Annotated in this window: 22 protein-coding genes; 7 read left to right on the plus strand and 15 right to left on the minus strand. The window is 65.3% G+C overall.

The features are described from left to right. Nucleotides 1-69 precede the first annotated feature (69 nt). On the plus strand, nt 70-309 hold the full coding sequence (locus WP12_RS09650) for a hypothetical protein (RefSeq protein ID WP_046193492.1): 240 nt from the start codon (nt 70-72) through the stop codon (nt 307-309). A 6-nt stretch (nt 310-315) separates the two neighbouring features. Here WP12_RS09650 and WP12_RS09655 read toward each other — a convergent pair whose 3' ends face one another. The 8 genes from WP12_RS09655 to WP12_RS09690 all read right to left on the minus strand — a co-directional run bounded on the left by WP12_RS09655 (nt 316) and on the right by WP12_RS09690 (nt 7,718). Then, nucleotides 316-1,281 (minus strand): MBL fold metallo-hydrolase, encoded by a 966-nt coding sequence (locus tag WP12_RS09655; protein WP_046193493.1) that lies wholly within the window; start codon nt 1,279-1,281, stop codon nt 316-318. Nucleotides 1,282-1,291: 10 nt separating this feature from the next. Next, complete coding sequence (locus WP12_RS09660; protein ID WP_046193494.1) at nt 1,292-1,627, minus strand: STAS domain-containing protein; 336 nt, start codon at nt 1,625-1,627, stop codon at nt 1,292-1,294. A 70-nt stretch (nt 1,628-1,697) separates the two neighbouring features. Then, a complete protein-coding gene (locus tag WP12_RS09665) occupies nt 1,698-2,327 on the minus strand; it encodes an arylesterase (RefSeq protein ID WP_046193495.1) in 630 nt (209 codons plus the stop codon). A gap of 48 nt (nt 2,328-2,375) precedes the next feature. Then, nucleotides 2,376-2,975 (minus strand): M23 family metallopeptidase, encoded by a 600-nt coding sequence (locus WP12_RS09670; protein ID WP_046193496.1) that lies wholly within the window; start codon nt 2,973-2,975, stop codon nt 2,376-2,378. Between the two features lie 26 nt (nt 2,976-3,001). Further along, nucleotides 3,002-3,928: a L,D-transpeptidase family protein gene (locus WP12_RS09675; RefSeq protein ID WP_443027862.1), complete on the minus strand. Its 927-nt coding sequence runs from the start codon at nt 3,926-3,928 to the stop codon at nt 3,002-3,004. Nucleotides 3,929-4,060: 132 nt separating this feature from the next. Further along, on the minus strand, nt 4,061-5,557 hold the full coding sequence (locus WP12_RS09680; protein ID WP_052730292.1) for a serine hydrolase domain-containing protein: 1,497 nt from the start codon (nt 5,555-5,557) through the stop codon (nt 4,061-4,063). Nucleotides 5,558-5,653: 96 nt separating this feature from the next. Next, nucleotides 5,654-6,130, minus strand: coding sequence for an HPP family protein (locus tag WP12_RS23420; protein WP_052730293.1), 477 nt, complete (start codon nt 6,128-6,130; stop codon nt 5,654-5,656). 4 nt (nt 6,131-6,134) lie between these two features. After that, on the minus strand, nt 6,135-7,718 hold the full coding sequence (locus tag WP12_RS09690) for a peptide chain release factor 3 (protein ID WP_046193498.1): 1,584 nt from the start codon (nt 7,716-7,718) through the stop codon (nt 6,135-6,137). A 30-nt stretch (nt 7,719-7,748) separates the two neighbouring features. Between WP12_RS09690 and WP12_RS09695 the strand changes: the two genes are divergently transcribed. Beyond that, nucleotides 7,749-8,936 (plus strand): NAD(P)/FAD-dependent oxidoreductase, encoded by a 1,188-nt coding sequence (locus tag WP12_RS09695; RefSeq protein WP_046193499.1) that lies wholly within the window; start codon nt 7,749-7,751, stop codon nt 8,934-8,936. Here WP12_RS09695 and WP12_RS09700 read toward each other — a convergent pair. Further along, nucleotides 8,882-10,042 carry an acyltransferase family protein gene (locus WP12_RS09700; protein ID WP_046193500.1) on the minus strand — a complete coding sequence of 387 codons (1,161 nt, stop codon included), beginning with the start codon at nt 10,040-10,042 and terminating at the stop codon, nt 8,882-8,884. The two genes, WP12_RS09695 and WP12_RS09700, sit on opposite strands and share 55 nt — an antisense overlap. 181 nt (nt 10,043-10,223) lie before the next feature. On the opposite strand from WP12_RS09700, the gene WP12_RS09705 reads away from it, so the two are divergent. Further along, complete coding sequence (locus tag WP12_RS09705) at nt 10,224-12,035, plus strand: DEAD/DEAH box helicase (protein ID WP_046193531.1); 1,812 nt, start codon at nt 10,224-10,226, stop codon at nt 12,033-12,035. 153 nt (nt 12,036-12,188) lie between these two features. Here WP12_RS09705 and hemA read toward each other — a convergent pair whose 3' ends face one another. Both hemA and murI read right to left on the minus strand, forming a co-directional pair. Beyond that, nucleotides 12,189-13,403 (minus strand): 5-aminolevulinate synthase, encoded by a 1,215-nt coding sequence (hemA, locus tag WP12_RS09710; RefSeq protein ID WP_046193501.1) that lies wholly within the window; start codon nt 13,401-13,403, stop codon nt 12,189-12,191. 114 nt (nt 13,404-13,517) lie between these two features. Further along, complete coding sequence (murI, locus tag WP12_RS09715) at nt 13,518-14,312, minus strand: glutamate racemase (RefSeq protein WP_046193502.1); 795 nt, start codon at nt 14,310-14,312, stop codon at nt 13,518-13,520. A 163-nt stretch (nt 14,313-14,475) separates the two neighbouring features. Here murI and plsY point away from each other — a divergent pair, with 163 nt between their 5' ends. Further along, on the plus strand, nt 14,476-15,063 hold the full coding sequence (gene plsY / locus WP12_RS25505; RefSeq protein WP_200894483.1) for a glycerol-3-phosphate 1-O-acyltransferase PlsY: 588 nt from the start codon (nt 14,476-14,478) through the stop codon (nt 15,061-15,063). A gap of 23 nt (nt 15,064-15,086) precedes the next feature. After that, nucleotides 15,087-16,157 (plus strand): DNA-processing protein DprA, encoded by a 1,071-nt coding sequence (dprA, locus tag WP12_RS25510; protein ID WP_235399082.1) that lies wholly within the window; start codon nt 15,087-15,089, stop codon nt 16,155-16,157. Between the two features lie 16 nt (nt 16,158-16,173). Here dprA and WP12_RS09730 read toward each other — a convergent pair whose 3' ends face one another. Then, complete coding sequence (locus WP12_RS09730; protein WP_046193504.1) at nt 16,174-16,581, minus strand: hypothetical protein; 408 nt, start codon at nt 16,579-16,581, stop codon at nt 16,174-16,176. A 216-nt stretch (nt 16,582-16,797) separates the two neighbouring features. Here WP12_RS09730 and topA point away from each other — a divergent pair, with 216 nt between their 5' ends. Continuing rightward, nucleotides 16,798-19,377: a type I DNA topoisomerase gene (gene topA / locus WP12_RS09735; RefSeq protein ID WP_046193505.1), complete on the plus strand. Its 2,580-nt coding sequence runs from the start codon at nt 16,798-16,800 to the stop codon at nt 19,375-19,377. A gap of 98 nt (nt 19,378-19,475) precedes the next feature. Here topA and trpS read toward each other — a convergent pair whose 3' ends face one another. Further along, nucleotides 19,476-20,471, minus strand: coding sequence for a tryptophan--tRNA ligase (trpS, locus tag WP12_RS09740; protein ID WP_046193506.1), 996 nt, complete (start codon nt 20,469-20,471; stop codon nt 19,476-19,478). Between the two features lie 212 nt (nt 20,472-20,683). Here trpS and WP12_RS09745 point away from each other — a divergent pair, with 212 nt between their 5' ends. Then, nucleotides 20,684-22,741: an HAD-IIIC family phosphatase gene (locus tag WP12_RS09745; protein WP_152663943.1), complete on the plus strand. Its 2,058-nt coding sequence runs from the start codon at nt 20,684-20,686 to the stop codon at nt 22,739-22,741. A gap of 11 nt (nt 22,742-22,752) precedes the next feature. Here WP12_RS09745 and murJ read toward each other — a convergent pair whose 3' ends face one another. Both murJ and secB read right to left on the minus strand, forming a co-directional pair. Next, entirely contained in the window at nt 22,753-24,330 is a 1,578-nt protein-coding gene (gene murJ, locus WP12_RS09750) for a murein biosynthesis integral membrane protein MurJ (protein WP_046193507.1), read from the minus strand. Nucleotides 24,331-24,463: 133 nt separating this feature from the next. Continuing rightward, on the minus strand, nt 24,464-24,964 hold the full coding sequence (gene secB / locus WP12_RS09755; RefSeq protein WP_046193508.1) for a protein-export chaperone SecB: 501 nt from the start codon (nt 24,962-24,964) through the stop codon (nt 24,464-24,466). Between the last annotated feature and the right edge of the window lie 110 nt (nt 24,965-25,074).

The raw sequence follows: 25,074 nt of genomic DNA on the forward strand, positions 1-25,074 counted from the left end.
GCGCATTGTCATGTTGCGGATCGGCGCGCGGCGGGCCAGACTGCGGACAACGCTTCCAGGGGTTAAGAGATGAAAGATATCAACTGGGATGCCCCGGCGCAGCTTCATGAGCGCAGCGACGGCGGGTCCGATATGTTCTACGATTTCAAGACGCTGAAAAGCGGTCCGCTGGCCGAGCTGGTCGCGCATGTGATGGCGCTGCCGACGGCGGAGCGGGAGCGTGTCGTGATAGACGCGGCGGGGATCGGTTCGATCAATGTGCAGGACATCGCCGGGCTGGCCGAGCGGTCGGATTTTCCGGCTAGCTGAGCCGCCTCAGATCTCCAGCTCAAGGCTGTCATACGAGCAGACGATTTCGAGCGGCGTCCGGTCCTTGCGGTTGAGCGCCTCGTAGCGGACCGTCTCGTCGAACAGATTGTCGATGTCGGCGTCGCTGCTGGTCGGTTCGTGATGGAACAGCGCCAGCTTCTTCACCCCCGCGCCGTGGCAGAGGTTGACCGCCATCACGTTGCTCGAATGGCCCCAGTCGGCCTTCAGCGTGATGCTCTCCGCCAGTGAATACATCGTGTCGCAGATGACCAGATCGGCCTTGTCGAAGAAGGTCTCGAACGCCTCCTTGTCCTCGATGTCCTCCATCCGGTGCTCGGCGTCGGTCGAGAACACCAGCGTCTTGCCGTCCTTGCGGAACTTCCAGGCGTAGGAGACATGGCTGTGGTCCTGCGGCATCAGCTCCACCTCGACACCGTCGACGACATGGGTTTCGCCCGGCGTCAGCACCTTGAACTCGATCTTGGCGCGCAGCCAGTCGAACGCGACCGGGAAGCTGATCTCCTCCTGCTGACGGCGCAACGCAGCCTCGCAGTCGGCATGGCCCGAATGGATGATGATATGCGCGCCCGGATCAAAGGCCGGCCCGAAGAAGGGAAAGCCCATGATATGGTCCCAATGCAGGTGAGACATGAAGAAGTTGTACGTCCGCGATCGTCCTTGCTGGGCGATCCGGCGGAAGGCGTCGTTGCCCAGCTCGCGCAGGCCCGATCCCATGTCGAGAATGAAGAAGCTGTCGTCGGCGCCTTCGAGTTCCAGGCAGGTGGTCGCGCCGCCATAGGTGTGGCCCTCGCCGAAGCTCAGTTCGTCATTGATGAAGGCTCGGGCTGCGGCCTCGTCGGCGAAGCTGCGGCCCGACGCGCGCATCAGCGCATTGGTCAGCTTGTCCTCGATGACGCGCGCGCGGGGAGCAACCGGCAAGGATCCTCTCGTTCCCCAAAAGCGCACCAGCATCTAAAGCTCCTCAGCCGCCATCGGCGTCGAGATCGTCGACGATGTCGAAGATCAGTTGATAACGGCTTATCTCCAGCACTTCGCGGATCGCCGGATTGGGCCGCGCCAGTACGATCTTTACATCGCTGGTGATCGCTTCCTTGCGGGCGATCGTCAACGCCATCAACGCCGTGGCCGAGATATGTTCGACGGCCGAAAGGTCGACGACGAATTCGCCGTCGCCTGCCGCGGCCGCCGCGACGCCCTCGCGCAGATGGACAAGAAAGGCTTCACGCGCGTCATCGCCGATGTCGCCCGCTGGTCGCCCTACCGGTCCTCGCGCCGATGACGACGCCGCCCATATCATCGAAGCCCTCCCCCTGCTCCGTCCCGTAACGAAGCTTAGGGACTCTAAGTGCTCACTGCAACGGGACTGATTACCGGCTTGTCAGCAGCTTTCCCACCTGCGGGGTGATGCCTTTGACGATTACGGAAACGCCCCGTGCATTGGGGTGGATCGCATCGCCGATGTGCAGCGACCGGTCTCCGACTATGCCAGCGAGGAAGAAGGGGTAGAGCGGCACGCGATATTTTGCGGCCAGCCGGGCATAGATCGGATTGAAGCGCTTCGCATAATCTGGCCCCAGATTGGGCGCCGCGACCATGCCGGCAAGGAGGATCTTGATCCTGCGCTTGGACAGTTCGGCGAGGATCGCGTCGAGATTGGCCTCCGCCCGCGCCGGATCGAGCCCGCGCAGCATGTCGTTCGCGCCGAGCTCGACGATCACCACGTCGGGCCTGGCCTTGAGCGAGGCAAGCACCCAGTTCAGCCGCGCGCGTCCCTGTGCGGTGGTGTCGCCCGACACCCCGGCATTATGCACCCGCGCCGCGATCCCCTGCTTACGAAGCGCGGCCTCCAGCTGGGGCGCGAATCCCTGGCCCGGCGGCAGCCGGTACCCCGCCATCAGGCTATCGCCAAAGGCGAGCACCAGCTTGTCTGCGGCCTGGGCGGCGGCGGACATCGACAGCAGGGCGAGGAAGGCGAAGGCGGTGCGGAAAAAGGTCATGGGGCCGATATTGGCACGGGGGCGGGGAATGTCACCCCTCGGCCGGCGTTATCGCCGCGTGAGCAGCGGATAAGGATTGATCGCCTTGCCCTGCCACCAGCCTTCGCCGGGCGCCATCGCGTTGATGGCATAATGGAGATGGGGGGCTTCAGGGCTGGCGTCGCCGGTCGATCCTACGGTGCCGATCATATGGCCCTGGGGTACCTTTTGTCCTTCGGTCAGGCCGGGAGCATAGGCGTCGAGATGGGCGTAATAGTCGATCCATTGCCCGCCGTCGCGGCGAATATAGACGGTGGTGCCGCCCAACTTGCTCTCGAACAACTTCTCGACCGTGCCGGCCGCCGCGGCGATCACCGGGGTGCCGCGCGGCGCCATGATGTCGATCGCATCGTGGATGCGGCCCTCGCCGCGCGCATCGTCGAAAGTGTCGGTGAGCTGGTTCGCGACGATCCCGGCGACCGGGATGACCAGTGGGCCGGATCGAACCACCTCGATGGTCTTGCCCGTGCCGGCCCCCATCCTGGCCACTGGGGCGGGCGATGTGGCCATTGTACGGGGCGCGTCATTCCCCGGCAGGTTGAGGATGATCACCCAGATCACATAGCCTACCACCGCCACCAATAGCAGCATTGCGATCTTGCGGATCATCCCTCTCTCCTCCTGCCGGGCCAGACTTATTCTTGGAAGGTCGCCGGGGTGCCCGGCTTGATCATCATCGCCAGCCGCGCGGCATCCCAATTGGTCAGGCGGATGCAGCCATGGCTTTCCGTCCGGCCGATCTTTTCGGGGTTCGGCGTCCCGTGGATGCCATAATGCTTCTTGTCGAGATCGAGCCAGACCACGCCGACAGGTCCGTTCGGACCCGGCGGCAGCAGCGCCTTCTCGTCCTTGTTCTCGGCATCCCAGAACAGTTCGGCATTATAATGGAAGGGCGGGTTATACGCCGCGCCCTGAATCTTCCAGTTGCCGATGGGCAGTGGATCATGGCCGCTGCCCATCGTCGCGGGGAATTGCGCGACGAGCTTGCCTGCGCCGTCGAAGACGCGCAGCACGCTGTCAGACTTGTCGACGACGACCTTCGCACCTTCGGGCTGATCCGACCCGACATTGAGCGTCCACAGCGTCTTGCGCCAGGCCGGGTTGAGGCTTTCAGCGAACTCTTGCTTCGGTGGAATCACGTTCGGCACCTTGATCACCGCGCCCACGGCCAGTTTCGCGCCCGGCTTGTTCAGCGCGATCAGCGTCGCCTTCGTGGTGTGATAGCGCTCGGCGAGCTTTTCCGCCGCGTCCGAATAGCCGAGTGACTTCATCTTGGCCTTGTCGATCTCCTTTGCGGGCAGCGGACCGACGAACGGTCCTTCGAGAATTTGCTCGTTGAGTTTGATTTCGATGACGGTCGGCATCGCCCGGTGCGGCTCGAAGCTCTCCAGCGTCGCCGCATCGAGCTGGCCGGTCTCAGGCAAGCCCTTCGCTTCCTGATAGCCCTTGAGCGCTCCGGTAAAGCTCGCGCCCTTCGCGCCGTCGATTACGCCCGGACCGAAACCGAGCCGGTCGAGCAGCACCTGTGCGCCCAATATGCGCGGGTCGGGGGCTGCCGCCATCGCCATGGCGGGCAGGACGGCAGTAGTCAGGATCAGGGTTTTCAGCAGGCGCACGCAACACTCCTCTTGTCGTAACGAGGGGAGAACGTTCGCCTTGGCTTTTCTTTCCGTCCTATCTGAAACGCGCTGCGATCAGGGCGCGGCGACCGCCAGCTTGAGCTCCTGCAGCGTGGGTGTCGCTGTCGGGCCCAGCAGGAAGCTGCCGGTGATCCGGCCTGTTTCGCAGGTCCATGTGAACTTGCCCGCCATTGCGGTGGTCGCGGTGACGGATTCGGTCGTCGCGCAGCCGCCGACCTCGCGTTTCAACCGGGCGAGGTCGGTGTTCCAGTGCGCCGCGTCGCGATCCATCAGGAAGTTCATCGCCAGCCGGCCGGGCGCCGCCATCACGTCGCCCGCCGCCCAGATCGCGCGTGCCGCGGCATAGCCCGCGATCACGCCGGGGCTCGCCGCCGTTTCGCGATCGTCGGGCAGCGCCTTTGCCGCCTTGAGGGCCAGCGCGGCGCGGAACGCGGGCATCGAAGGGCCGCCATAGGTGCGGTTGGTGAAGGCGAAGATGCCCACGCCCTTGTCGGGCAGAAGCGTCACTACCGATCCATATCCCGGATATCCGCCGCCATGCGTCAACACCCGCCCAAGATCGCAATCGTCGACGATCCGCCATGCCATGCCATAGGCGACAGCCTGCCGGCAGGGGGTTCCGCCGATCGCCGTGGCCCGCATCTCGGCGGAGATGAAATTCGATCCCTCGACGATCGCCCGCACCGTCGCGCGCGCCACCGGTCCCTTGTCGGCCCCGTCGCGCGCAGGCCACGCCGAAAGCAGGAAGCCGACCCAGCGGGCATAGTCCCTCGCGCTCGTCTCCATTCCGCCCATCGCCCCGAAGGCGCCGTCCGCCATGTCGGGCTCGCGCAGCCAGCCATTGTCCTGCCAGCGATAGCCGAGCGCGCGCCGCGCGGGCGGGGAGGCGGCAACGTCATAGCCGGTGGAGTTCATCCCCAGCGGGCGCAGCAGCGTATCCCGGATATAGTCCTGATAGCGCTTGCCTGCGACGTTGGTGATAATCCGGCCGAGCGTCGCATAGCCGAAGTTCGAATATTCCATGGCGATACCGGCGGGGCGCGAGAAGGGCACCCCGGCCTTGAGCATCGCGGTGAATTCGGGCTCGGTCAGCGGCTGTTGCCGGTCGCCCCAGGGATTGTCGTCGACGAAGCCGGCGATATGATTGAGCAGGTCGCGCACGGTGATGCGCGGCGCATCGCTGGTCGGATATTTCCAGCCGCGCATCTCGGGAACGTAGCGTTCGGCGGGAGCGTCGAGCGAGAGCCTGCCCTCGTCGCGCAGCTTGAGGATGGCAAGCGCGGTGAACGCCTTGCTCATCGATGCGATGCGGAACAGGCTATCGTCGTCGACCGGCCTGCGGCCGTCGAGGTTCTGCACGCCCAGCCCCTTCACATGGACGAGCCTGCCGTCGGCGACGATGCCGTAGACGAGCCCCGGCACATGCGCGTCGACCTTCCACTGCGCGAAGATGCGGTCGACCTCGGCGATCGATGCTGCATCGATGTCGGCGGCGCGCAGCGGCGCGGCGGCCAGCAGCAGGAGTGAAGAGATCAGAATCCGGAACAGCATCGGCGCACACTCCCGTCGCCCCAGCGAAAACCGGGACCTGTTGCTTCAGGTTGAGCATGAAGGAACGAGAGATTCCAGCTTTCGCTGGAATGAGGATCAGGAAGAAGGTTCAACCGTTCGCACGGTCCAGCGGCGCAGCCCAACGCCGACCAGCGCCACCGCCGCGGCCCCCAGCATCAGCAGGGGCACCGCGAGGTGCGGCGGTACAGGGTGAAGCGTGAAGACAAGACCGGTGGCCGCCGCTGGAGGATGTACCGCGCGAAACAGCATCATCAGCAGCAGCCCGATCGTCGCGGCGATGATCGCGACCAGCACCGACGCCCCGAAGAGCCAGCCCGCCATTGATCCGACAAGCGCTGTCGCCGCATGTCCAGCGAGGATCGGCCACGGCCGGGCCGACGAGGCCTTTGGCGTGGTTGCGATCAGCGCGACCGAATTGACCAGCGGCATCCACATCGCGACGATCCCGAAATGATGCGCCAGCCCGCCGAACAGCGCCAGCGTGACGAGGAACATCGACGCCGCCAGCAGCATTGCCCGCCACGACATTACATCGGTCGTCGTCCAGGGCATGCGATCAGCGCCGGTCCTTGGTCGCCGAGAAGCGCAATTTCGGGAACTTGCCCTGGATATAGTTCAGTTCCCACTGATCCTTCGCCATGAAAACCGGCGCGCCATCGCGGTCCTCGGCCATGGCCGAGCGATGAAGCCCCTTGAACTCCTCCAGCGTCTTGTCGTCGTCGGCGGCGATCCAGCGCGCAGTGTCCCATGGCGAGGGCTCGAATCCCGCCTCGACCTTATATTCGGCCTGGAGCCGCGAAATCATCACTTCGAGCTGGAGCTGCCCCACCACGCCGACGATCCACTGCGATCCGATCGACGGATGGAAGACCTGCATGATGCCTTCCTCGGCCATGTCGTTGAGCGCGTTGCGCAGCTGCTTGGTCTTGGTTGGATCGGCGAGCTTCACGCGGCGCAGGATTTCGGGCGCGAAATTGGGCAGGCCGGTGAAGCGGATCATCTCGCCCTCGGTCAGCGTATCGCCGACGCGCAGCGTGCCATGATTGGGGATGCCGATGATGTCGCCCGGATATGCCTCCTCGGCGAGCTCGCGATTCTGCGCGAAGAACAGGATCGGGCTGTGCACCGCGATCGTCTTGCCGGTGCCGATCTGGCTGAGCTTCATGCCCCTTTTGAACTTGCCCGAGCATAGCCGCATGAAGGCGACCCGGTCGCGATGCTGCGGATTCATGTTGGCCTGCACCTTGAAGATGAAGCCGGCCACATTGGGCTCGCCCGGATCGACGTCGCGCGGTTCACCCGGCTGGGGGCGTGGGCTGGGCGCGAAATCGGCGAGCGCGTCTATCAGTTGCTCGACGCCGAAATCCTTGAGCGCCGATCCGAAATAGACCGGGGTCAGGTCGCCGTTGCGATAGGCGACCTCGTCGAACGGCGCATAGCCGATCTGCGCGAGTTCGGCTTCCTCGCGAAGCTGCGCCAGAGTGTCGGCGGGCAGAATGTCGTCGAGCTGCGAATCGCCAAGCCCGGCGACGGCGATCGCATCGCCCTCATAGGCGCCGGTCGCGTCGGCGGCGGGGCGGTAGAGCCGGTCGCGGGCGAGATCGTAAATGCCCTCGAACATGCCGCCCATGCCGGCGGGCCAGCTCATCGGCGAAACGTCGAGCGCCAGCGCATCGGCAATCTCGTCGAGCAGTTCGAAGGGCGGGCGGCCTTCGCGGTCGACCTTGTTGATGAAGGTGATGATCGGCACCGAGCGCAGGCGGCAGACTTCGAAGAGCTTGCGGGTCTGCGGCTCGATGCCCTTGGCGGCGTCGATCACCATAACCGCCGAATCGACCGCGGTCAGCGTGCGATAGGTATCTTCGGAGAAATCTTCGTGGCCCGGCGTGTCGAGCAGGTTGAAGGTGATCCCGCCGCGCTCGAAGGTCATTACCGACGAGGTGACCGAGATGCCGCGCTGCTGCTCGATCTTCATCCAGTCGGATCGCGCCCGCCGCGTCTGCCCGCGGGCCTTCACCTCGCCGGCGAGATGGATCGCACCGCCGAAATAGAGCAGCTTCTCGGTCAGCGTGGTCTTGCCGGCATCCGGGTGCGAGATGATCGCGAAGGTGCGGCGGTCGGGGCGGTTCTGCTTGTCCATGATGGCCGCGGCGGATAGCAGCGATGATCCATGCCGTCACCATCTCCCTATGACGTGATCATCCTCGGCGCCGGCGCGGCCGGCCTGATGTGCGCGCTCACCGCCGGGCAGCGGGGGAGGCGAGTATTGTTGCTCGACCATCTCGACCGGGCGGGGGCGAAGATCCTGATCTCGGGCGGCGGGCGCTGCAACTTCACCAATGTGAACGGCGGCATGGCCGAACGCTATCTGTGCGCCAACCCGCATTTCCCTAAATCGGCGCTGGGGCGGTACACGCCCGCCGATTTCATCGCACTGGTCGATTCCCATGGCATCGCCTGGCACGAAAAGACGCTGGGCCAGCTGTTCTGCGATGGCTCGGCGAAGCAGATCGTCGCCATGCTCGAGGAAGAGTGCGCCAGGGGTGGAGTCGAAACGCGGCTGCTGAGCCGCGTGACCGCGGTGTCGAAAGCCGATGATCTTTTCCAGGTCGAAACCCCGGCGGAGACCTATGCTGCCGCATCACTGATAGTCGCCACCGGCGGACCTTCGATCCCGAAGATGGGCGCGACCGGCTTTGCTTATGACGTCGCCCGCCAGTTTGGGCTGAAGGTGGTCGAGCCGCGCCCGGCGCTGGTACCGCTGACCCTGGGCGCCGACGACCGGCTGTTCGAGAGCCTGTCGGGGGTCTCGCTCGATGTCGTCGCGAGCATCGGCAAGGCGCGCTTCCGCGAGGCGGCGCTGTTCACCCATCGCGGCCTGTCCGGCCCGGCGATCCTCCAGATCAGCAGCTATTGGCGGCATGGCGACTCATTGTCGCTCGATCTGCTGCCTGACGCAGATGCGCGCGCGCTGCTCACCGAGGCCAAGCGCGCGCGGCCCAATGCCGAGCCGCGCACGATCCTGCGCGAGCGATTCCCCGACCGGCTCGCCGATGTCCTTGCCGATCGGCTGGGGCTGTCGGGGCCGCTGGTAACGCACAAAGATCCGGCGCTGGCGGCGGCGGGGGCGCGGCTCAACGGCTGGGCCTTCACCCCCAATGGCTCGGAAGGATTCGCCAAGGCCGAGGTGACGATCGGCGGCGTCGCCACCGACGGGCTCGATCAGCGCACGCTGATGGCGAAGCGCGCGGCCGGGCTGCATTTCATCGGTGAGGCGGTCGACGTGACCGGCTGGCTCGGCGGCTATAATTTCCAATGGGCCTGGGCGAGCGGCCGCGCGGCGGGCGAGGCGGCCTGATCCCTGCCCAGCCGTCCGCCGCTGAGCAGCTCGGCGGCCTTCGGCGAGATTGCCTCGACAAGCTTCGCCAGTAAGATCGCGAAGCCGAGCGCCAGCAACGGCTGGAGCAGGAAGAAAGCGGGCCATAGCGGACTGCCCATCGTGCCCGTCACCAGCCCGATCTTCGGCGCGATCAGCCACATGAACAGCAGGTGCGAGCAGAACAGGAAAAAAGCATAGCGCTCCAGCGCCAGCAGCGGGCCGGCGACGGATCGCGCCGCCAGCGCATTCGCCGCCCGCCAGACGAGCAGCGCCGCGGCGGCCCGCGTCAGCAGATCGACGGCCGCCGTCGCATGGAGATGGAAATCGGCCGCGCCGCCATTCTCGACCGACAGCCATGTCTTAACTGGCACGACCAGCAGAAAGGGCAGCGCCGCCTGCCAGGGCGGCAGCAGCGCGGCGCGCTGGGCGAGGCCATGACGGCGCGCGAGGATGCCGCCGATGAAGAAGGCTAGGATAGAGGGCCGGAGCAGCAGCGGGAATTGCCACAGACTCACCCACCACAGCATTGCCAGCGCGGCTATCGCGACGAGCCAGCCGGTGCGCAGCCGCACCAGTAGCGGTGCGGCGAGCATGCACAGGAACAGGTCGCGCAGGAAGGCGGTCTGGACGTTGATATCGCCCGCGCGGGTCAAGTTGGCGACATTGTCGGCTATCCAGCGCGCATCGCCTATCAGCGGCGCGCGGACCCAGCCCATGCTCCCGGCGCCAACGACCAGCAGCATCGCGATCACATTCCACAGCAGCATAGGCAGCAACACGGTGCGCGCCTTGCTGCTCACGAAGCTGCGCGCGCCACGCTTGGCCAGCGATCCCGCGACGAGCCAGCCCGACACCAGGCTGAGCAGCGGCACCGCGCCGCGCCCGAACAGTTCGACCACGGTCCAGCGCAGCAGGTCTTGCGCCGATCCCATCTGCGCCGCCATCTCGTCACCGCCCAGCCCGGTCCAGCCGTGGACATAGACGATGCCGAGGATGCAGATCAGCCGAGCGAGCCCGATCGCCTTCGATATCGGCGGCGCGGGCGGCTCTGCCATACGCCGCACCGGCGCATCGGGGGGAAGCATGCGACTCATCTCTTCACTAGCTGGCATTGCGTGAAGCTTTACGCACCCACCCGGGCGTTATTCCGCCCCGAAGTGGCCACGGCCCATCCCGGACTGGCAATTTCCGGCGGCGATGCCTATAGGAGCCGCCAACATTGCCGCGCGCAGAGAGGCGCCGGCCCCCTTTGCTATCGGATATCAGATGCCCTTTTCTTCCCTGCCGCGGCCGGTCGCCGAGGCAATCGCCGAGCGTGGATACGAGACCCCGACTCCGGTCCAGGCCCAGGTGATCGCCGCCGAGGCGCATGATCGCGACCTGCTCGTCTCCGCCCAGACCGGCTCCGGCAAGACCGTTGCTTATGGTCTCGCCATCGCGAACACCCTGCTTCAGGGCGCCGAGACGCTGCCCCGTCCGGGCGAGCCGCTCGCGCTGATCATCGCCCCGACCCGCGAGCTTGCGCTTCAGGTCGAGCGTGAGCTGCAATGGCTCTACGCCAAGCTCGGCGCACGCGTGACGAGCTGCGTCGGTGGTATGAACGTTCGCGTCGAACAGCGCGCCTTGTCCCACGGCTGCCACATCGTCGTTGGCACCCCCGGCCGCCTCAAGGACCATCTCGAACGCGGCACGCTCCAGCCCGGCTCGCTGCGTGCGGTGATCCTCGACGAGGCCGACGAGATGCTCGATCTCGGCTTCCGCGAAGATCTGGAAGAGATTCTCGATCTTACGCCGCCCGAGCGCCGCACCCTGCTGTTCTCCGCGACGATGCCCAAGCCGATCGCAATGCTCGCCAAGCGCTATCAGCGCGATGCGTTGCGCATCGAGACGACCAGCGCGCGCGAGGCGCATGCCGATATCGATTATCGCGCGATGGCGGTCGCCCCGGCGGATATCCAGCACGCCGTCGTCAACGTCCTGCGCTTCCATGAAGCCAAGGGCGCGATGGTGTTCTGCGCGACTCGCGAAAATGTCCGCCGCCTGTCGGCGACGCTCACCGAACGCGGCTTCGCGGCGGTGACGCTATCGGGCGAGCTCAGCCAGAACGAGCGCAACCATGCGCTCCAGGCGCTGCGCGACCGCCGCGCCCGTGTCTGCGTTGCGACCGACGTCGCCGCGCGTGGCATCGATCTTCCCGGCCTCGAACTGGTGATCCATGCCGAGCTGCCGATCGGTCCCGACGTGCTTCAGCACCGTTCAGGCCGCACTGGCCGCGCGGGCAAGAAGGGCACCTGCGTCATCATCACCCCCTATCAGCGCCGCCGCCATGCGGAGCGGCTGCTGCGCGCTGCGAACGTCAACGCGACCTGGGAGAATGTACCGACTCCCGACGAGATTTACGCGAAGGATCAGGACCGGCTGGTTGAAAGCCTGTCGATCGGTGAGGTGTCCGAGGAGGATCTGGAGGTCGCCCGCAAGCTGCTCGAAACGCGCAGCGCCGAAGAGATCGCCGCCGCCTTCGTGCGCACCCAGCGCCAGCGCCTGCCCGCCCCCGAGGATCTGATCGACGCGTCGCCGATGGCGCGTGGCGAACGCGAACAGACCACCCGTGATGAGGGGCCGCGCCCGGGCTTCGAGGACACTGTTTGGTTCCGGATGAATGTCGGCCGCGCCGCCAATGCCGATGCGCGCTGGCTGATGCCGCTGCTGTGCCGCCGTGGTCACATCACCAAGCGCGAGATCGGTGCGATCCGCATTTTCCAGACCGAGACCCGATTCGAAGTGCCGCGCGCCGTCGCCGACAAATTCATCGACGCGCTCAAACGCACCGAGGGTGAGGCGGACGGCGTTATCATCGAACCCGCCGGCGACGCTCCCACGCCTCCGCCCGCCCAGCTTCGCGATCGTCGTGGTCCGCCACCGCGCGCGCAGCTTTCCGCCCGTGGCCCCGGACGGCCCGATGGCCCGCCGCGCGGCCCGCGGGGACCGGGTGGCCCCGGGCGCGGTCCGGGCGGCCCAGGCGGTCCCAAGCGCTTCGGCGCGAAGCCGTATAAGAGCGGCGGACGCAAGCCTTCGTAGATCGGTGGCGTAAGGCTAAGAGCAAATGTCGGGGTGCCTAGCACCCCGCAGGGCCGAACGGCCGCCCGAGCTTATCGCGAGGAAGCCCCGCACGGCGGATGCCGTGCGCCCGGCATTTGATGGCCAGACAAAAACCAGCTTAGGGCGAAAGCCCTAAGCCGCCAGGCGCATCTCCATCCGGCTCCATATCTCGACGAGCGCCTGGGTTAGCTCACGCATCATCGCCTCGTCATGGGCGGGGCCGGGGGTGAAGCGCAGGCGCTCGGTGCCGCGCGGCACGGTCGGATAGTTGATCGGCTGGACGTAGACGCCATATTCGGCGAGCAGGATGTCCGAGACTCTCTTGGCCTTGACCGGATCGCCGACCATCAGCGGTACGATATGCGTCACCGTTTCCATCACCGGCAGGCCGGCGTCGGCGAACATCTTCTTGAGGGTGGCGGCGGCGGCCTGCTGGCCCTCGCGCTCCTCGGACGATGCCTTGAGATGCTTCACGCTGGCGAGCGCGCCGGCGACCAGCACCGGCGACAGCGAAGTGGTGAAGATGAAGCCGGGCGCATAGCTGCGGATCACGTCGATGATCATCTGGTCGGCCGCGATATAGCCGCCCATCACGCCGAACGCCTTGCCCAGCGTGCCCTCAATCACCGTCAGCCGGCTGGCCGCGCCGTCGCGGTCGGAAATGCCGCCGCCGCGCGGGCCGTACATGCCGACGGCGTGAACCTCGTCCAGATAGGTCAGCGCGTTATACTTGTCGGCGAGGTCGCAGATCTCGTGGATCGGGGCGACGTCGCCATCCATCGAATAAACGCTCTCGAACGCGATCAGCTTGGGCGCTTCCGGATCGGCAGCGGCGAGGAGCTCTTCGAGATGTTCGAGATCATTGTGGCGGAAGACCTGCTTCTCACAGCCTGAATTGCGGATACCCGCGATCATCGAGGCGTGGTTGAGTTCGTCCGAGAAGATCACGCAGCCGGGCAGGACCTTGGCGAGCGTCGACAGCGTCGCCTCGTTCGAGACATAGCCCGAGGTGAACAGCAGAGCGCCTTCCTTGCCGTGCAGGTCGGCAAGCTCGAACTCCAGATCGACATGATAATGGGTGTTGCCGCCGATATTGCGGGTGCCGCCCGAACCGGCGCCGACATCATGGAGGGCTTCCTCCATCGCCGCGATCACCTTGGGATGCTGGCCCATCGCGAGATAGTCGTTCGAACACCAGACGGTGACGGGCTTCGGTCCGTTATGGCCGGCAAAGCAGCGCGCATTGGGGAACATGCCCTTGTTGCGCAGGATATCGATGAAAACCCGATAACGGCCTTCGGCGTGAAGACGGTCGATCGCCTGGGTGAAAACGCGATTATAGTCCAAGAGCCCTGCTCCCAACGCCCCGCTCTGCCAAGGGGCTGAATCGAGCGCCTTTTAGGAGGTCATTACTGCAAAAGCCAGTGAGAACGATTCGCTTCTGAGACAAGGGAGCGATGCCTAGAGGACCGAGACGGCGTCGAGCCCACGCGCCGCAAGTTCGGCGCGCAATGGCTCGCCGATATCGAGCGGCGCCGTGAAAACCGCCTCGCCCGTCGCGATCGCGGGCCATAGCTGCCCGTCGGTGAGGAATGCCACCCGGCGCGCAATGCCCGGACCACCGTCGACGAACGACAGCGGGCGCGGCGCGGCGGCGGCCAATTCGTCGGCCACGAGCGGGAAGTGGGTGCAGGCGAGCACCACCGTGTCGATTCGCTCGCCGCCCGGCTGGTCGAGCAGGCCTGCGAGCGCAGCCTCGTAATCGGCAGGTTCGGCGGGTTCGCCGCGCAGCTTGGCCTCGGCCAGTTCGACCAGCCGCGCCGATCCATGACGCAGTACCGTGCAGTCGGCGGCGAATCGCGCCGACAGATCGTCGACATAGGGCTGACGCACCGTCGCGTCGGTGCCGAGCACGCCGATCGCGCGGCTCTTCGATGCTTCGGCGGCGGGCTTTATCGCGGGCACGGTGCCGACCACCGGCAGGTCGAGCGCGGCGCGGACTGCGCCGAGCGCGATCGTCGACGCGGTGTTGCAGGCGATCACGACAAGGCGCGGACGGTAGCGCTCTACCAGCCGCCCGAGCAGTGCGGGCACCCGCGCCGCAATCTCGGCCTCGCTGCGAACGCCATAGGGAAAGCCGCCATTGTCGGCGACATAGACATAGGACGACTGGGGCAGCAGCACGCGCGTCGGCGCGAGGACGGACAGCCCGCCCACCCCGGAATCGAACATCAGGATCGGGCGATCGTCGGCCATTGCGATTCACTTAGGGCGCGGCCCGCCGGATCGCAACCGCCCAAACTCCGGGGATTTCGCGGTGATCATGTCGTACCCGAAACTTTCTGTGCCGTTGTGCGTGTTGCCAAGCGCTTGTCAGGGCTTATGCTGCGCGCGCCGGCTGGGGAGCATGCTTTCGTCCATGGTTATGTCGACCACATTCGTCACGCTGATCGGCGCCTATCTGCTCGGTTCGATTCCATTCGGGGTCGTGCTGACGCGGCTCGGTGGGGCGGGCGACCTGCGCCAGATCGGCTCGGGCAATATCGGCGCCACCAATGTGCTGCGGACGGGGCGCAAGGGGCTTGCGGCGGCGACGCTGCTCCTCGACGGCGGCAAGGGCGCCGTGGCGGTGCTGCTCGCGCAGTGGCTCCAGCCCGACCTCGCTTTGTGGGCGGGGGCCGCGGCCTTTGTCGGCCATCTTTATCCGGTCTGGCTGAAATTCCGCGGCGGCAAGGGCGTGGCGACGATGCTCGGCGTCTCGCTCGCCGCCTGGTGGCCGGCGGGCCTCGCTTTCGCTGTGGTGTGGCTGGCGATGCTCGCACTGACCCGGCGATCCTCGGTGGGCGGCCTGGCGGGCGCGGTCGCCGCGCCGATCGCGGCGGCGATGGGGGGGCAATCGGCGGCGGTGCTGGTGATGCTGATGATGACACTGCTCGTCGTCTGGAAGCATCGCGACAATATCGCGCGGCTGATCGACGGCACCGAACCCAAGGTCGGCGGGCGATAAGCTCCGCTTCCGACCCAGGCCCGGTGGAGCGCCTCGCCCGGCTGCGGCTGATCCGCACGCCCCGCATCGGGCCGGTCGCCTATATCCATCTCGTCCGCCGGTTCGGCAGCGCCGCCCGCGCGATCGAAGCCCTGCCCGATCTCGCCTTTCGCGGCGGTGGTCCCGCGCCCGCGGTTTTCCCTGTCGCCGCCGCCGAGGCCGAGTTCGCCCGGGTCGAGGCGATCGGCGCGCGCTTCCTGTTCCGTGGGCTCGAAGGATATCCGCTGCTGCTCGATCAGATCGAGGCCGCGCCCCCGGTGCTGACGGTCAGGGGCGATCTGTCGCTGCTCGACCGGCAGGCGGTGTCGATCGTCGGTGCACGCAACGCCAGCGGCGCGGCGGTCCGCTTCGCGCGGATGCTCGCCCATGATCTGGCGGAGCACGGCATGCTCGTCGTGTCGGGGCTGGCGCGCGGCATCGATACCGCTGCTCATGTTGGATCGATCGATGCGGGGACGGCGGCGGTGATCGCCGGCGGGATCGACATCGCCTACCCGCCCGAGAACGCCGCGCTCCAGCAGGACATTGCCGAACGCGGCCTGCTGATCGCCGAACAGCCGCCGGGCGTCGAGCCCCGCGCGCGCCACTTCCCCTATCGCAATCGGATCATCGCCGGTCTCGCGATGGGCACGGTGGTGGTCGAAGCCGCGCCCAAATCGGGTTCGCTGATCACCGCGCGGCTCGCCACCGAGTTCGGTCGCGAGGTGATGGCAGTGCCCGGCTCCCCACTCGATCCGCGCGCGCAAGGCTGCAACCTGCTGATCCGCGAGGGCGCGACGCTGGTCCAGTCGGCCGCCGACGTTGTCGAGGCCCTGTCGCCGATCGGCGCGGTCTCGGCCGCGCCTCAGGCCTATCGGCCCGGCCCGCCCGCCGATGCCGACGCTGGCGCGCGGCAGGCGATCATTGACCTGCTCGGGCCGGTGCCGCTGCCGGTCGACGAACTGATCCGCCAGGCCGGGGTCGCGGCGGCGATCGTGCAGATGGTGCTGCTCGAACTCGAACTCGCCGGACGGATCGAGCGCCATGCCGGCGGGCGAGTCAGCCTTGCCGCCTGACTGATTGGACGAAGCCCTAACGGGCCAATTGAAAGGTGACGTCTTTCCGTTCAAAGTCCGCCTGATGCTCGACGAAGGTTTCGGCATCCACGATCTGCAGATCGGCTCGGCCAGTCATGAAGCCGGGCTTGATCGTGCAGCGAACATAGCGGGTTTCGCCCGGGTCGACGATCACTTCGACGCTGCTCGTCTTGTTGGTCAGGATGAACCGGCCTGTTGGCACGGGAAACTCCGCAAACTTGCCGCGGCCAAGCTCGACGATCTCTTTTTCCTTGTAACGGATCGGGCACCCCACGCCGGCGCCCATGATGCTCGATGGCCGGTACAGCACGATCTTGCCCCCTGCGGCCACCGGAGGGTCGACAGCCGCCACCGCCTCGGTGACCGTCAGCTGCATGAGCAGCGCAAGCGCCAAAGATGTCATGATGTTCCCCAGTCGCGATCCAGCATTCGCCTGAATGCTCAGGCGCGCATATCGCGCGGGCTTTTGCGTCGGGCAATCGGTTTATCATCCGAAACGACCTGCATCGGCCGTTGCGATAGTTCGCACCGTCAGTTCAGGGACACTTGACGACCCTCCTCCCGGCTCTCCACCCTCGTACGTGTATATGCACGCGCGTAAGAGGATTGCCGGAAGCCCATGAAGCTCGTTGTTGTAGAATCTCCCGCCAAGGCGAAGACCATCGAAAAATATCTGGGGCCGGGCCATCGCGTCCTCGCCTCCTATGGTCATGTCCGCGATCTGCCCGCGAAGGACGGTTCGGTCGATCCCGACAATGGCTTCGAAATGGAATGGGAGGCCTATGCGGACAAGGCCAAGCAGCTGAAGGCGATCACCGATGAGGCGAAGGCCGCCGACACGCTGATCCTCGCCACCGATCCCGATCGCGAGGGCGAGGCGATCAGCTGGCATGTCCAGGAAGTGCTGCGCAAGCGCAAGGCGTTGCCCAAGGATGTGCAGCGCGTCACCTTCAACGCGATCACCAAGCCTGCCGTGCTGGAGGCGATGGCCAATCCGCGCGAGCTCGACGAGGATCTGATCGACGCCTATCGCGCCCGCCGCGCGCTCGACTATCTGGTCGGCTTCACCCTGTCGCCGGTGCTGTGGCGCAAGCTGCCCGGCGCCAAATCGGCGGGCCGCGTCCAGTCGGTGGCGTTGCGCCTCGTCGTCGACCGCGAGCGCGAGATCGAGATCTTCAAGGCCCAGGAATATTGGTCGGTCGCGGCCGACATGGAGCATGACGGCATTCCCTTCATCGCGCGCCTCGTGCGCTGGAAGGGGCAGAAGATCGAGCGGCTGACGATCGGCAACGGCAAGGATGGCGAGGCCGCCAAGGCCGATGTCGAGGCGGGCCGCTTCTCGGTCGCCAGCGTCGAGACCAAGCCGCTCACCCGCAATCCTTCACCGCCCTTCACCACGTCGACCCTGCAGCAGGAAGCGGCGCGCAAGCTCGGCTTCTCGGCGAGCCACACGATGCGGGTCGCGCAGGGCCTCTACGAAGACGGCGCGATCACCTATATGCGGACCGACGGCGTTCAGATGGACGGCGGCGCGATCAACGAGGCGCGCGGCGCGATCGCCAACCGGTATGACGCCTCCTACGTCCCGGACAAGCCGCGCCACTATGTCGCCAAGGCCAAGAATGCGCAGGAAGCGCATGAGGCGATCCGCCCGACCGATTTCTCCAAGGATCGCTACGGCGGCGGCGACCACGCCCGGCTTTACGACCTGATCTTCAAGCGTGCTCTGGCGAGCCAGATGGCGTCGGCGCGGCTGGAGCGGACCACGGTCGAGCTGACCGACGGCACCGGCCAGCATGGGCTGCGCGCGACCGGACAGGTCGTGCTCTTCCCCGGCTATCTCGCCATCTACGAGGAAGGGCGCGACGACGAGGGCGACGAGGAATCGCGCCGCTTGCCGCGGATGCGCGAGGGCGATGCGCCCGCCAGGAAGGCGGTCACCGCCGAGCAGCATTTCACCCAGCCGCCGCCGCGCTATTCGGAAGCGAGCCTCGTCAAGAAGATGGAAGAACTGGGGATCGGCCGTCCGTCGACCTATGCCTCGGTGCTGCAGACGCTCAAGGACCGCGACTATGTAACGGTCGAGAAGAATCGCTTCACCCCGAATGAGAGCGGGCGGCTGGTGACGAGCTTCCTCGAACGCTTCTTCGAGCGTTACGTCAGCTATGATTACACCGCCGGGCTCGAGGAAAGCCTCGACGATGTGTCCGGCGGCCGCGCCGGCTGGCAGGCGGTGCTCGAAGCCTTCTGGAAGGACTTCAAGCCGAAGACGATCGAGGTGATGGAGCAGAAGCCGTCCGACGTCACCAAGGCGCTCGACGAGTTCCTCGCCCCCTATCTTTTCCCCGAGAAGGAGGACGGCACCGATCCCCGGCTATGTCCGGTCTGCACCGAGGGCAGCCTGTCACTGCGCGGCGGCAAGTTCGGCGCGTTCATCGCCTGCTCCAACTACCCCGAGTGCAAATATACCCGCCGCTTCGCGCAGGCGGGCGGCGCAAATGAAGGCGCGGACAGCGGCCCGGTCGTGCTGGGCACCGATCCGGAAACGGGCCTCGAAGTGTCGAAGCGCTCCGGACGGTTCGGACCCTATATCCAGCTCGGCGACGGCAAGGATGCCAAGCGGGGCTCGATTCCCAAGGACGTTCCGGCCGACGAGCTCGATCTGGCGATGGCGCTGCGGCTGGTGTCGCTACCGCGCACCGTCGGCGCACATCCCGAGACGGGCAACCCGATCACCGCGTCGATTGGCCGCTATGGGCCCTATCTGCTCCACGACGGCAAATATGGCCGGCTGACCTCGACCGCCGAAGTGTTCGAGATCGGCATGAACGCGGCGGTGGTGAAGCTGGCGGAGGCCGCCGAAGCCAAGGGCGGGCGCGGCGCGGGGCGCGAACCGCTCAAGCAGTTCGGCACCAGTCCGGAGACGGGCAAGGAGGTCAAGCTGATGGAGGGCCGTTTCGGCGCTTATGTCACCGATGGCGTCACCAACGCGACCTTGCCGAAGAGCGCCAACCCCGACGACATGACGCTGGAAAGCGCGCTGGCAATGCTCGCCGAGCGCGCCGCCAAGGGGCCGGCCAAGGGCAAGAAGGGTGGTCGCAAGCCGGCTGCTAAAACCCCCGCCGCCAAGAAGACGGCTGCCAAGAAGAGTCCCGCGAAAAAGCCGGTGGTGAAGCCGGTGGTGAAGAAAGCCAGCTGATACCGTCGCCCCGGCGGAAGCCGGGGCCGCCACGCCGTTTGCGGACAGGTTGAGGCACGAGCCCGTGCCGGCCCCGGCCTTTGCCGGGGCGGCGAGGGCTACAGCCCCATCGCCTTGTACGCCGCCGCCATGGTCGGCGCGGCGAGTGCGCGGGCCTTTTCAGCACCCTTAGCGAGGATCGCGTCGAGCTCGTCGGGATTGGCCTTGAGCGCCTTCAGCCGATCGGCGATCGGGCCGAGCTTCGCCGTCAGCAGTTCGCCCAGCGCAGGCTTGAACGTGCCGAAGCCCTGACCACCGAACTGCGCCAGCACATCGGCCGGCGTCGCGTCGGTCATCGCGGCATAGATGCCGATCAGGTTGCGCGCCTCGGGACGGCCTTCGAGCCCCTCAATGGAGTCCGGCAGCGGCTCGGGATCGGTCTTCGCCTTGCGGACTTTCGACATGATCGTCTCGGCGTCGTCGGTCAGGTTGATCCGGCTCATGTCCGACGGATCGGATTTGGACATCTTGGCGGTGCCATCACGCAGGCTCATGACGCGCGCAGCGGGTCCGCCGATCACCGGCTCGGGCAGGGTGAACAGCTCGACACCGAAATCGGTGTTGAACTTGGTGGCGATATCGCGCGCCAGTTCGAGATGCTGCTTCTGGTCCTCACCTACGGGCACATGGGTGGTCTGGTAGAGCAGCACATCGGCGGCCTGGAGCACGGGATAGCCGTAAAGGCCGATCGACGCGCCCTCGCGGTTCTTGCCCGACTTCTCCTTGAACTGGGTCATCCGGTTCAGCCAGCCGATCCGCGCGGTGCCGTTGAGCAGCCAGCACAGCTCGGCATGGGCGGAGACGTCGCGCTGGCGGAACAGGGTGGCCTTGTCAGGATCGATCCCGCAGGCGACGAGCGCCGCCGCCATTTCGCGAATGTTCGCCGACAGCATTGCCGGGTCGTTGTGCACCGTGATCGCGTGGAGATCGGCGAGGAAGAACAGGCACTCGCCTTCGTCCTGCATCGCCACCCAGCGCCGGATCGCGCCGAGATAATTGCCGAGATGCAGGTTACCGGTGGGCTGGATGCCCGAGACTGTGCGCTTATGGGTCATAGGGCGGGCTTTTGCGGTGCGGTGCAGGGGAGGTCAAGGTCTGCTTCAGAGCCCACTCATATTGAACGAAAACAGCCATAATCGCGGCAGCTCCGGACAATATGGCCGATTCACATCATACCGCCAAAATCGCCACCCCCAGAAGGCCATATCCTTCACGTGATCTTAACCATGTTCGCCAATGTAGGAGAGAACGGCGTTCGAGGTGAATCATGAAAGTGCAGCGAGCGTCGGTGTCAAATCACGCTACAGACGACGTTCTTGAGATTGCTGCGGATTTTTTAAGTGAAGGCGATCTCGCGTCATTGCCTCAGCTATTTTCGTTCGTCGGCTTGGACCAGGATTTTTGTGAAGCCCAAAAGGGCCAACTCATCCTGGTGGATATGCTCAATCTGCTCCTCGACGGACTTAACCTTGGCCGCGCCGATTCCGTTCTCGCTGCGATGGCGAACTGCCCACCGGCCTTTGCGCGATTTGCCCACGATCTATTGCTCGGTGCGCTATGTCCGGACCCGGCCGATGCCGATCTGACGGAACTCGACGATGCGGCGATTTTATGTCTCGCGCTTTTGCAGGGAATCGCGGGCGACGGAGAACTTGTCTCCCGCTTCCTGCGAAATGCGGAAGCGGGACGGACCAGTCTCTATTTCTTCAATGTCGCCGCGACGATCCTGGATTCCTTTGGATCGGCGGAAGAAGATGGGTCGTCCGATATAAAGCTCGTCATCTGGGATCTTGACGATACCCTGTGGCAGGGAACCCTGGCCGAAGGCGACGAGCCAGTCCTCAACCAACGCCGCGCCGACTATGTGCGCACCTTGAATAGCCGTGGAATCGTATCGGCCATCTGCTCCAAAAACGATTTGGCCGTTGCTCGCGCGAAGCTTGAAATGTTCGGACTTTGGGAGGAGTTTGTTTTCCCGCGCATCGCCTTCGTTCCCAAGGGGCCGGCGGTGAAGCAGATGATTGCCGATATGCAATTGCGCCCGGCTAACGTGCTTTTCATCGACGACAACCCCCACAATCTCCATGAAGTGGCGGGAGCGGCGTCGGGTATCCGCGTTATGGACGCGACTTCATCCGAATGCGACGCGCTGCTCCAGGCCATTGCGGAAAGTCATGCGAACGTCCGGAAGAGCCGTGTAGCCGACTATCGAATTCTCGAGGCCAAGCTGGCGGCGCGCGAGGAGATTGATCTTACCGACGAGGATTTTCTCGCACAAAGCGACATCAGAGCTTCCATAGTTTTTAGAATGGATAATTTCGATTTCGCGAACCGAATTGAAGAATTAATCAACCGAAGCAACCAGCTTAACTACACTAATAGTTGCGTATCACCTGGGGAAATCAATCGATATATACTCGACATTGATCATTATCATGTTGTCTCAGTGTTCGCATGGGACCGATACGGATATTACGGCTTGGTTGGCGCAGGGATTTATAATCATTACAATAATGTGATCGAACATTTGGCGTTCTCATGCCGAATCATGCACATGGGAATCGAAGCCTTCATGGTCGATGCTTTCCGTGAGTATCGTGTTGAAATCGATCCGGCCCAGCTATGCAAACCCCTGCCGTCTCAGCCGGCCACGATGATTGCAACTGCCTCGTTCGCTGACGCCGATATCCGCGCAAAGATACTTGCCAGGGAGTCACCTCGCGATTGGGCGGCTATCCGGTTGCGGGTTATGGCGGATTGCCAGTCGGGCGCGCTCTATCACTACAGCCGTTTTCGGGACATGATCGATCATGACAACCGGCCGCGGCTTTTTACCCTTCCCATGATGCACACGGGCGAATTCACGGCCCAAAAATTTCCGCCATATCTCGTCTATGCCGCTGCTACGGATTACGCCGTCTGGCGATGGGGAGAACGCATCCCTGGGGCATTGGATATCGATCTCGTTCGCCTCTGTATGGCCCGCTTTGGCGAGATGGTTGCAGCCGGAGGGCACAAGTGCCTTCTGATCCTGCCCCCGCAGTCGGGATATGCCACTTTGTACAATGTCCATCGGGACTGCGATGCCGTTCGCTCACAGCAACTTCATGTCATCTTCAACGAAGCCTGGCGGGCGGTCGCGCAGCGATATCCTGACCATTTTTCCGTCATAGAGCTCGAGGATGAATTATCCCTCGGTGATCTCCACGCTCATGCGCATCACTACATCCCGTCGGCATTGAAGCGGATCGCGGGCATGATGGATGACTGGTACGAACTTACCCAGCGGCAGATTCTTCCGAACCGCCAGCCTTCGCTAGGGTAACAGTTCGAAGGTTACCGCTTCCGCCGAAACTGTGCCTTCAGGCCGCTCACCGAATAGGCGCCCAGCCCGAACACCAGGCCGAAATAGATGACCACCGCGACGCCGATCATCGCCGACAGCGCGGCGACGCGTTCGAAGAGGGTGCGGCCGGTCCATGGATCGACCCACGGATTGAGCAGGAACAGCACCGCCGCCATCGCCAGCGTCGCCGCGATCAGGCGGACTGCGGTCCGCCGCAGCCGGTCGTCGATCGCGAAATGGTCGCGGCGGCGCAGCGTCCAGTAGAGCAGGCCGGCATTGACCCAGGCCGCGATCGCGGTCGACAGCGCCAGGCCGATATGCGCGAGGTGCCAGATGAGCGCGAGGTTGAGGCCGAGGTTGACCAGCATGGCGAGCATCGCGATCCGCACCGGGGTCTTCGTGTCGGAGCGCGCGTAGAAGCCCGGGGTCAGGACCTTGATCAGCACATAGGCCGGCAATCCCAGCGAAAAGGCCGCGAGCGCGCGGGCGGTGGCGATCGTGTCGATCGCGGTGAACATGCCGTGCTGGAGCAGGCCGCGGATCAGCGGGGTGGCGGACACCATCAGAGCGGCGGTGGCTGGCAGGGTGAGCAGCAGCACCAGTTCAATCGCGCGGTTCTGCGTATCCATTGCCGCCTTGGCATCGCCGCCGCTCAGCTGGCGCGACAGGCTGGGCAGCATCGCGGTGCCCACGCCGATGCCGATCAGGCCGAGCGGCAGCTGGTTCAGCCGGTCGGCATAATAAAGATGGGAAACCGACCCTTCGGGCAGGAAGCGCGCGGCGAGCGTCGTGGAGATGAGCAGGTTGAACTGCACCGCGCCCGCGCCGATCGCGGCCGGACCGATCAGCGCGAGCAGCCGCTTCACCTCGGGGCTGAGGCGGGGCAGGCGGACGCGCAGCCGCACACCGGCCTGCCAGCAGGCGAGGATCAGCCAGGCGAGTTGAAGCACGCCCGCGACGGTTACTGCGATCGCCTGGGTCCGCGCGGTCTCGACATCGCTATGGCCCCGGAAGAACAGCAAGCCGCCGATCAGGCAGAGGTTGAGCAGGATCGGCGCGGCGGCGTTCACCCAGAAGCGGTTGAGGGAGTTGAGGATGCCGCCGAGCAATGACACGATCGAGATCAGCATCAGATAGGGAAAAGTGATCCGCGTGTATTCGGTGGCGAGCGCGAATTTTTCAGGGCCGCCATCGGGGAAGCCGCCGGTCATCGTCCACACGATCGGCCCTGCCGCCAGGATCATGATGATGGTGAAGAGGATCAGGAAGGGCAGCAGTACCGCAAGCACGTCTTCCGCGAAGCGCAGTGCGATTGCCAGGCCGTTACCGGGTTCACGCGCTTCGCCCTCGGCGACGGTGCGGTTGAACATCGGCACGAAGGCGGCGGAGAAGGCGCCTTCCGCGAACAGCGCGCGGAACAGGTTGGGCAGCCGCCAGGCGATCAGGAAGGCGTCCGACGCGAAGCCCGCGCCGACGAAGCGCGCCATCAGCATGTCGCGCAGGAAGCCGAGGATGCGGCTGATCAGCGTCAGTCCGCCGATCGTCGCGCTGGCGCGGAGCAGGCTCATCTCAGAGCCCTATATCGTCACCCCAGCGAAGCCGGGGTCCATGTTCGCCGTCGCCCGCCAAGGCAGCTGGCGCCGGGAGAGACATGGATCCCGGACTTCGCCGGGATGACGGGAGACTCAAGTGCATCAGCCCTCAGGCTTCGCCCGCCGGCTGCGTTTCGGCCAGTGCGGCCTGTTCCTGCGCCTGCTGCATGTAGAGCGCGCCGAAGTCGATCGGCTCGAGCACCAGCGAGGGGAAGTTGCCGTCGCGAATCGCATCGGCCACCACGCGGCGCGCATAGGGGAAGAGCAGACGGGGCGCTTCGGCGAGCAGGAAGGGCGGAAGATGCTCTTCGGGCACGTTGCGGATGCCGAACAGGCCGGCATAGACGAGCTCGACGGCATAGGCGGTCATCTCACCCTGGGTTGCCTTGACGTCGATCTTGAGCGCGACTTCGTAGACGTCGTCTCCCGCCACCTGCGAGCCGATGTTGAACTGCACATCGATCTTCGGCTGCTCGGGGGCCTGATAGATGCCTGGCGCGTTGGGATTTTCGAAGGACAGATCCTTCACATATTGGGCGATCATCGCCACCTGCGGCAGATGATCCTCGCCGTTGGTCAAGGTCTCGGCGGGGCCCGTCTCTTCGCTCATCTATCTCGTTCCACTATCCCGTTGGGGCCGGATCGATCGGGTCTTTCGCCCGCTCCGGCAATGGGCCACGCGCCTAGCAGGCGGGGCGGGGCGGGGGGCAGGGGGGGGGC

This window comes from Sphingomonas sp. SRS2, from assembly GCF_000971055.1.
GTDB lineage: Bacteria > Pseudomonadota > Alphaproteobacteria > Sphingomonadales > Sphingomonadaceae > Rhizorhabdus.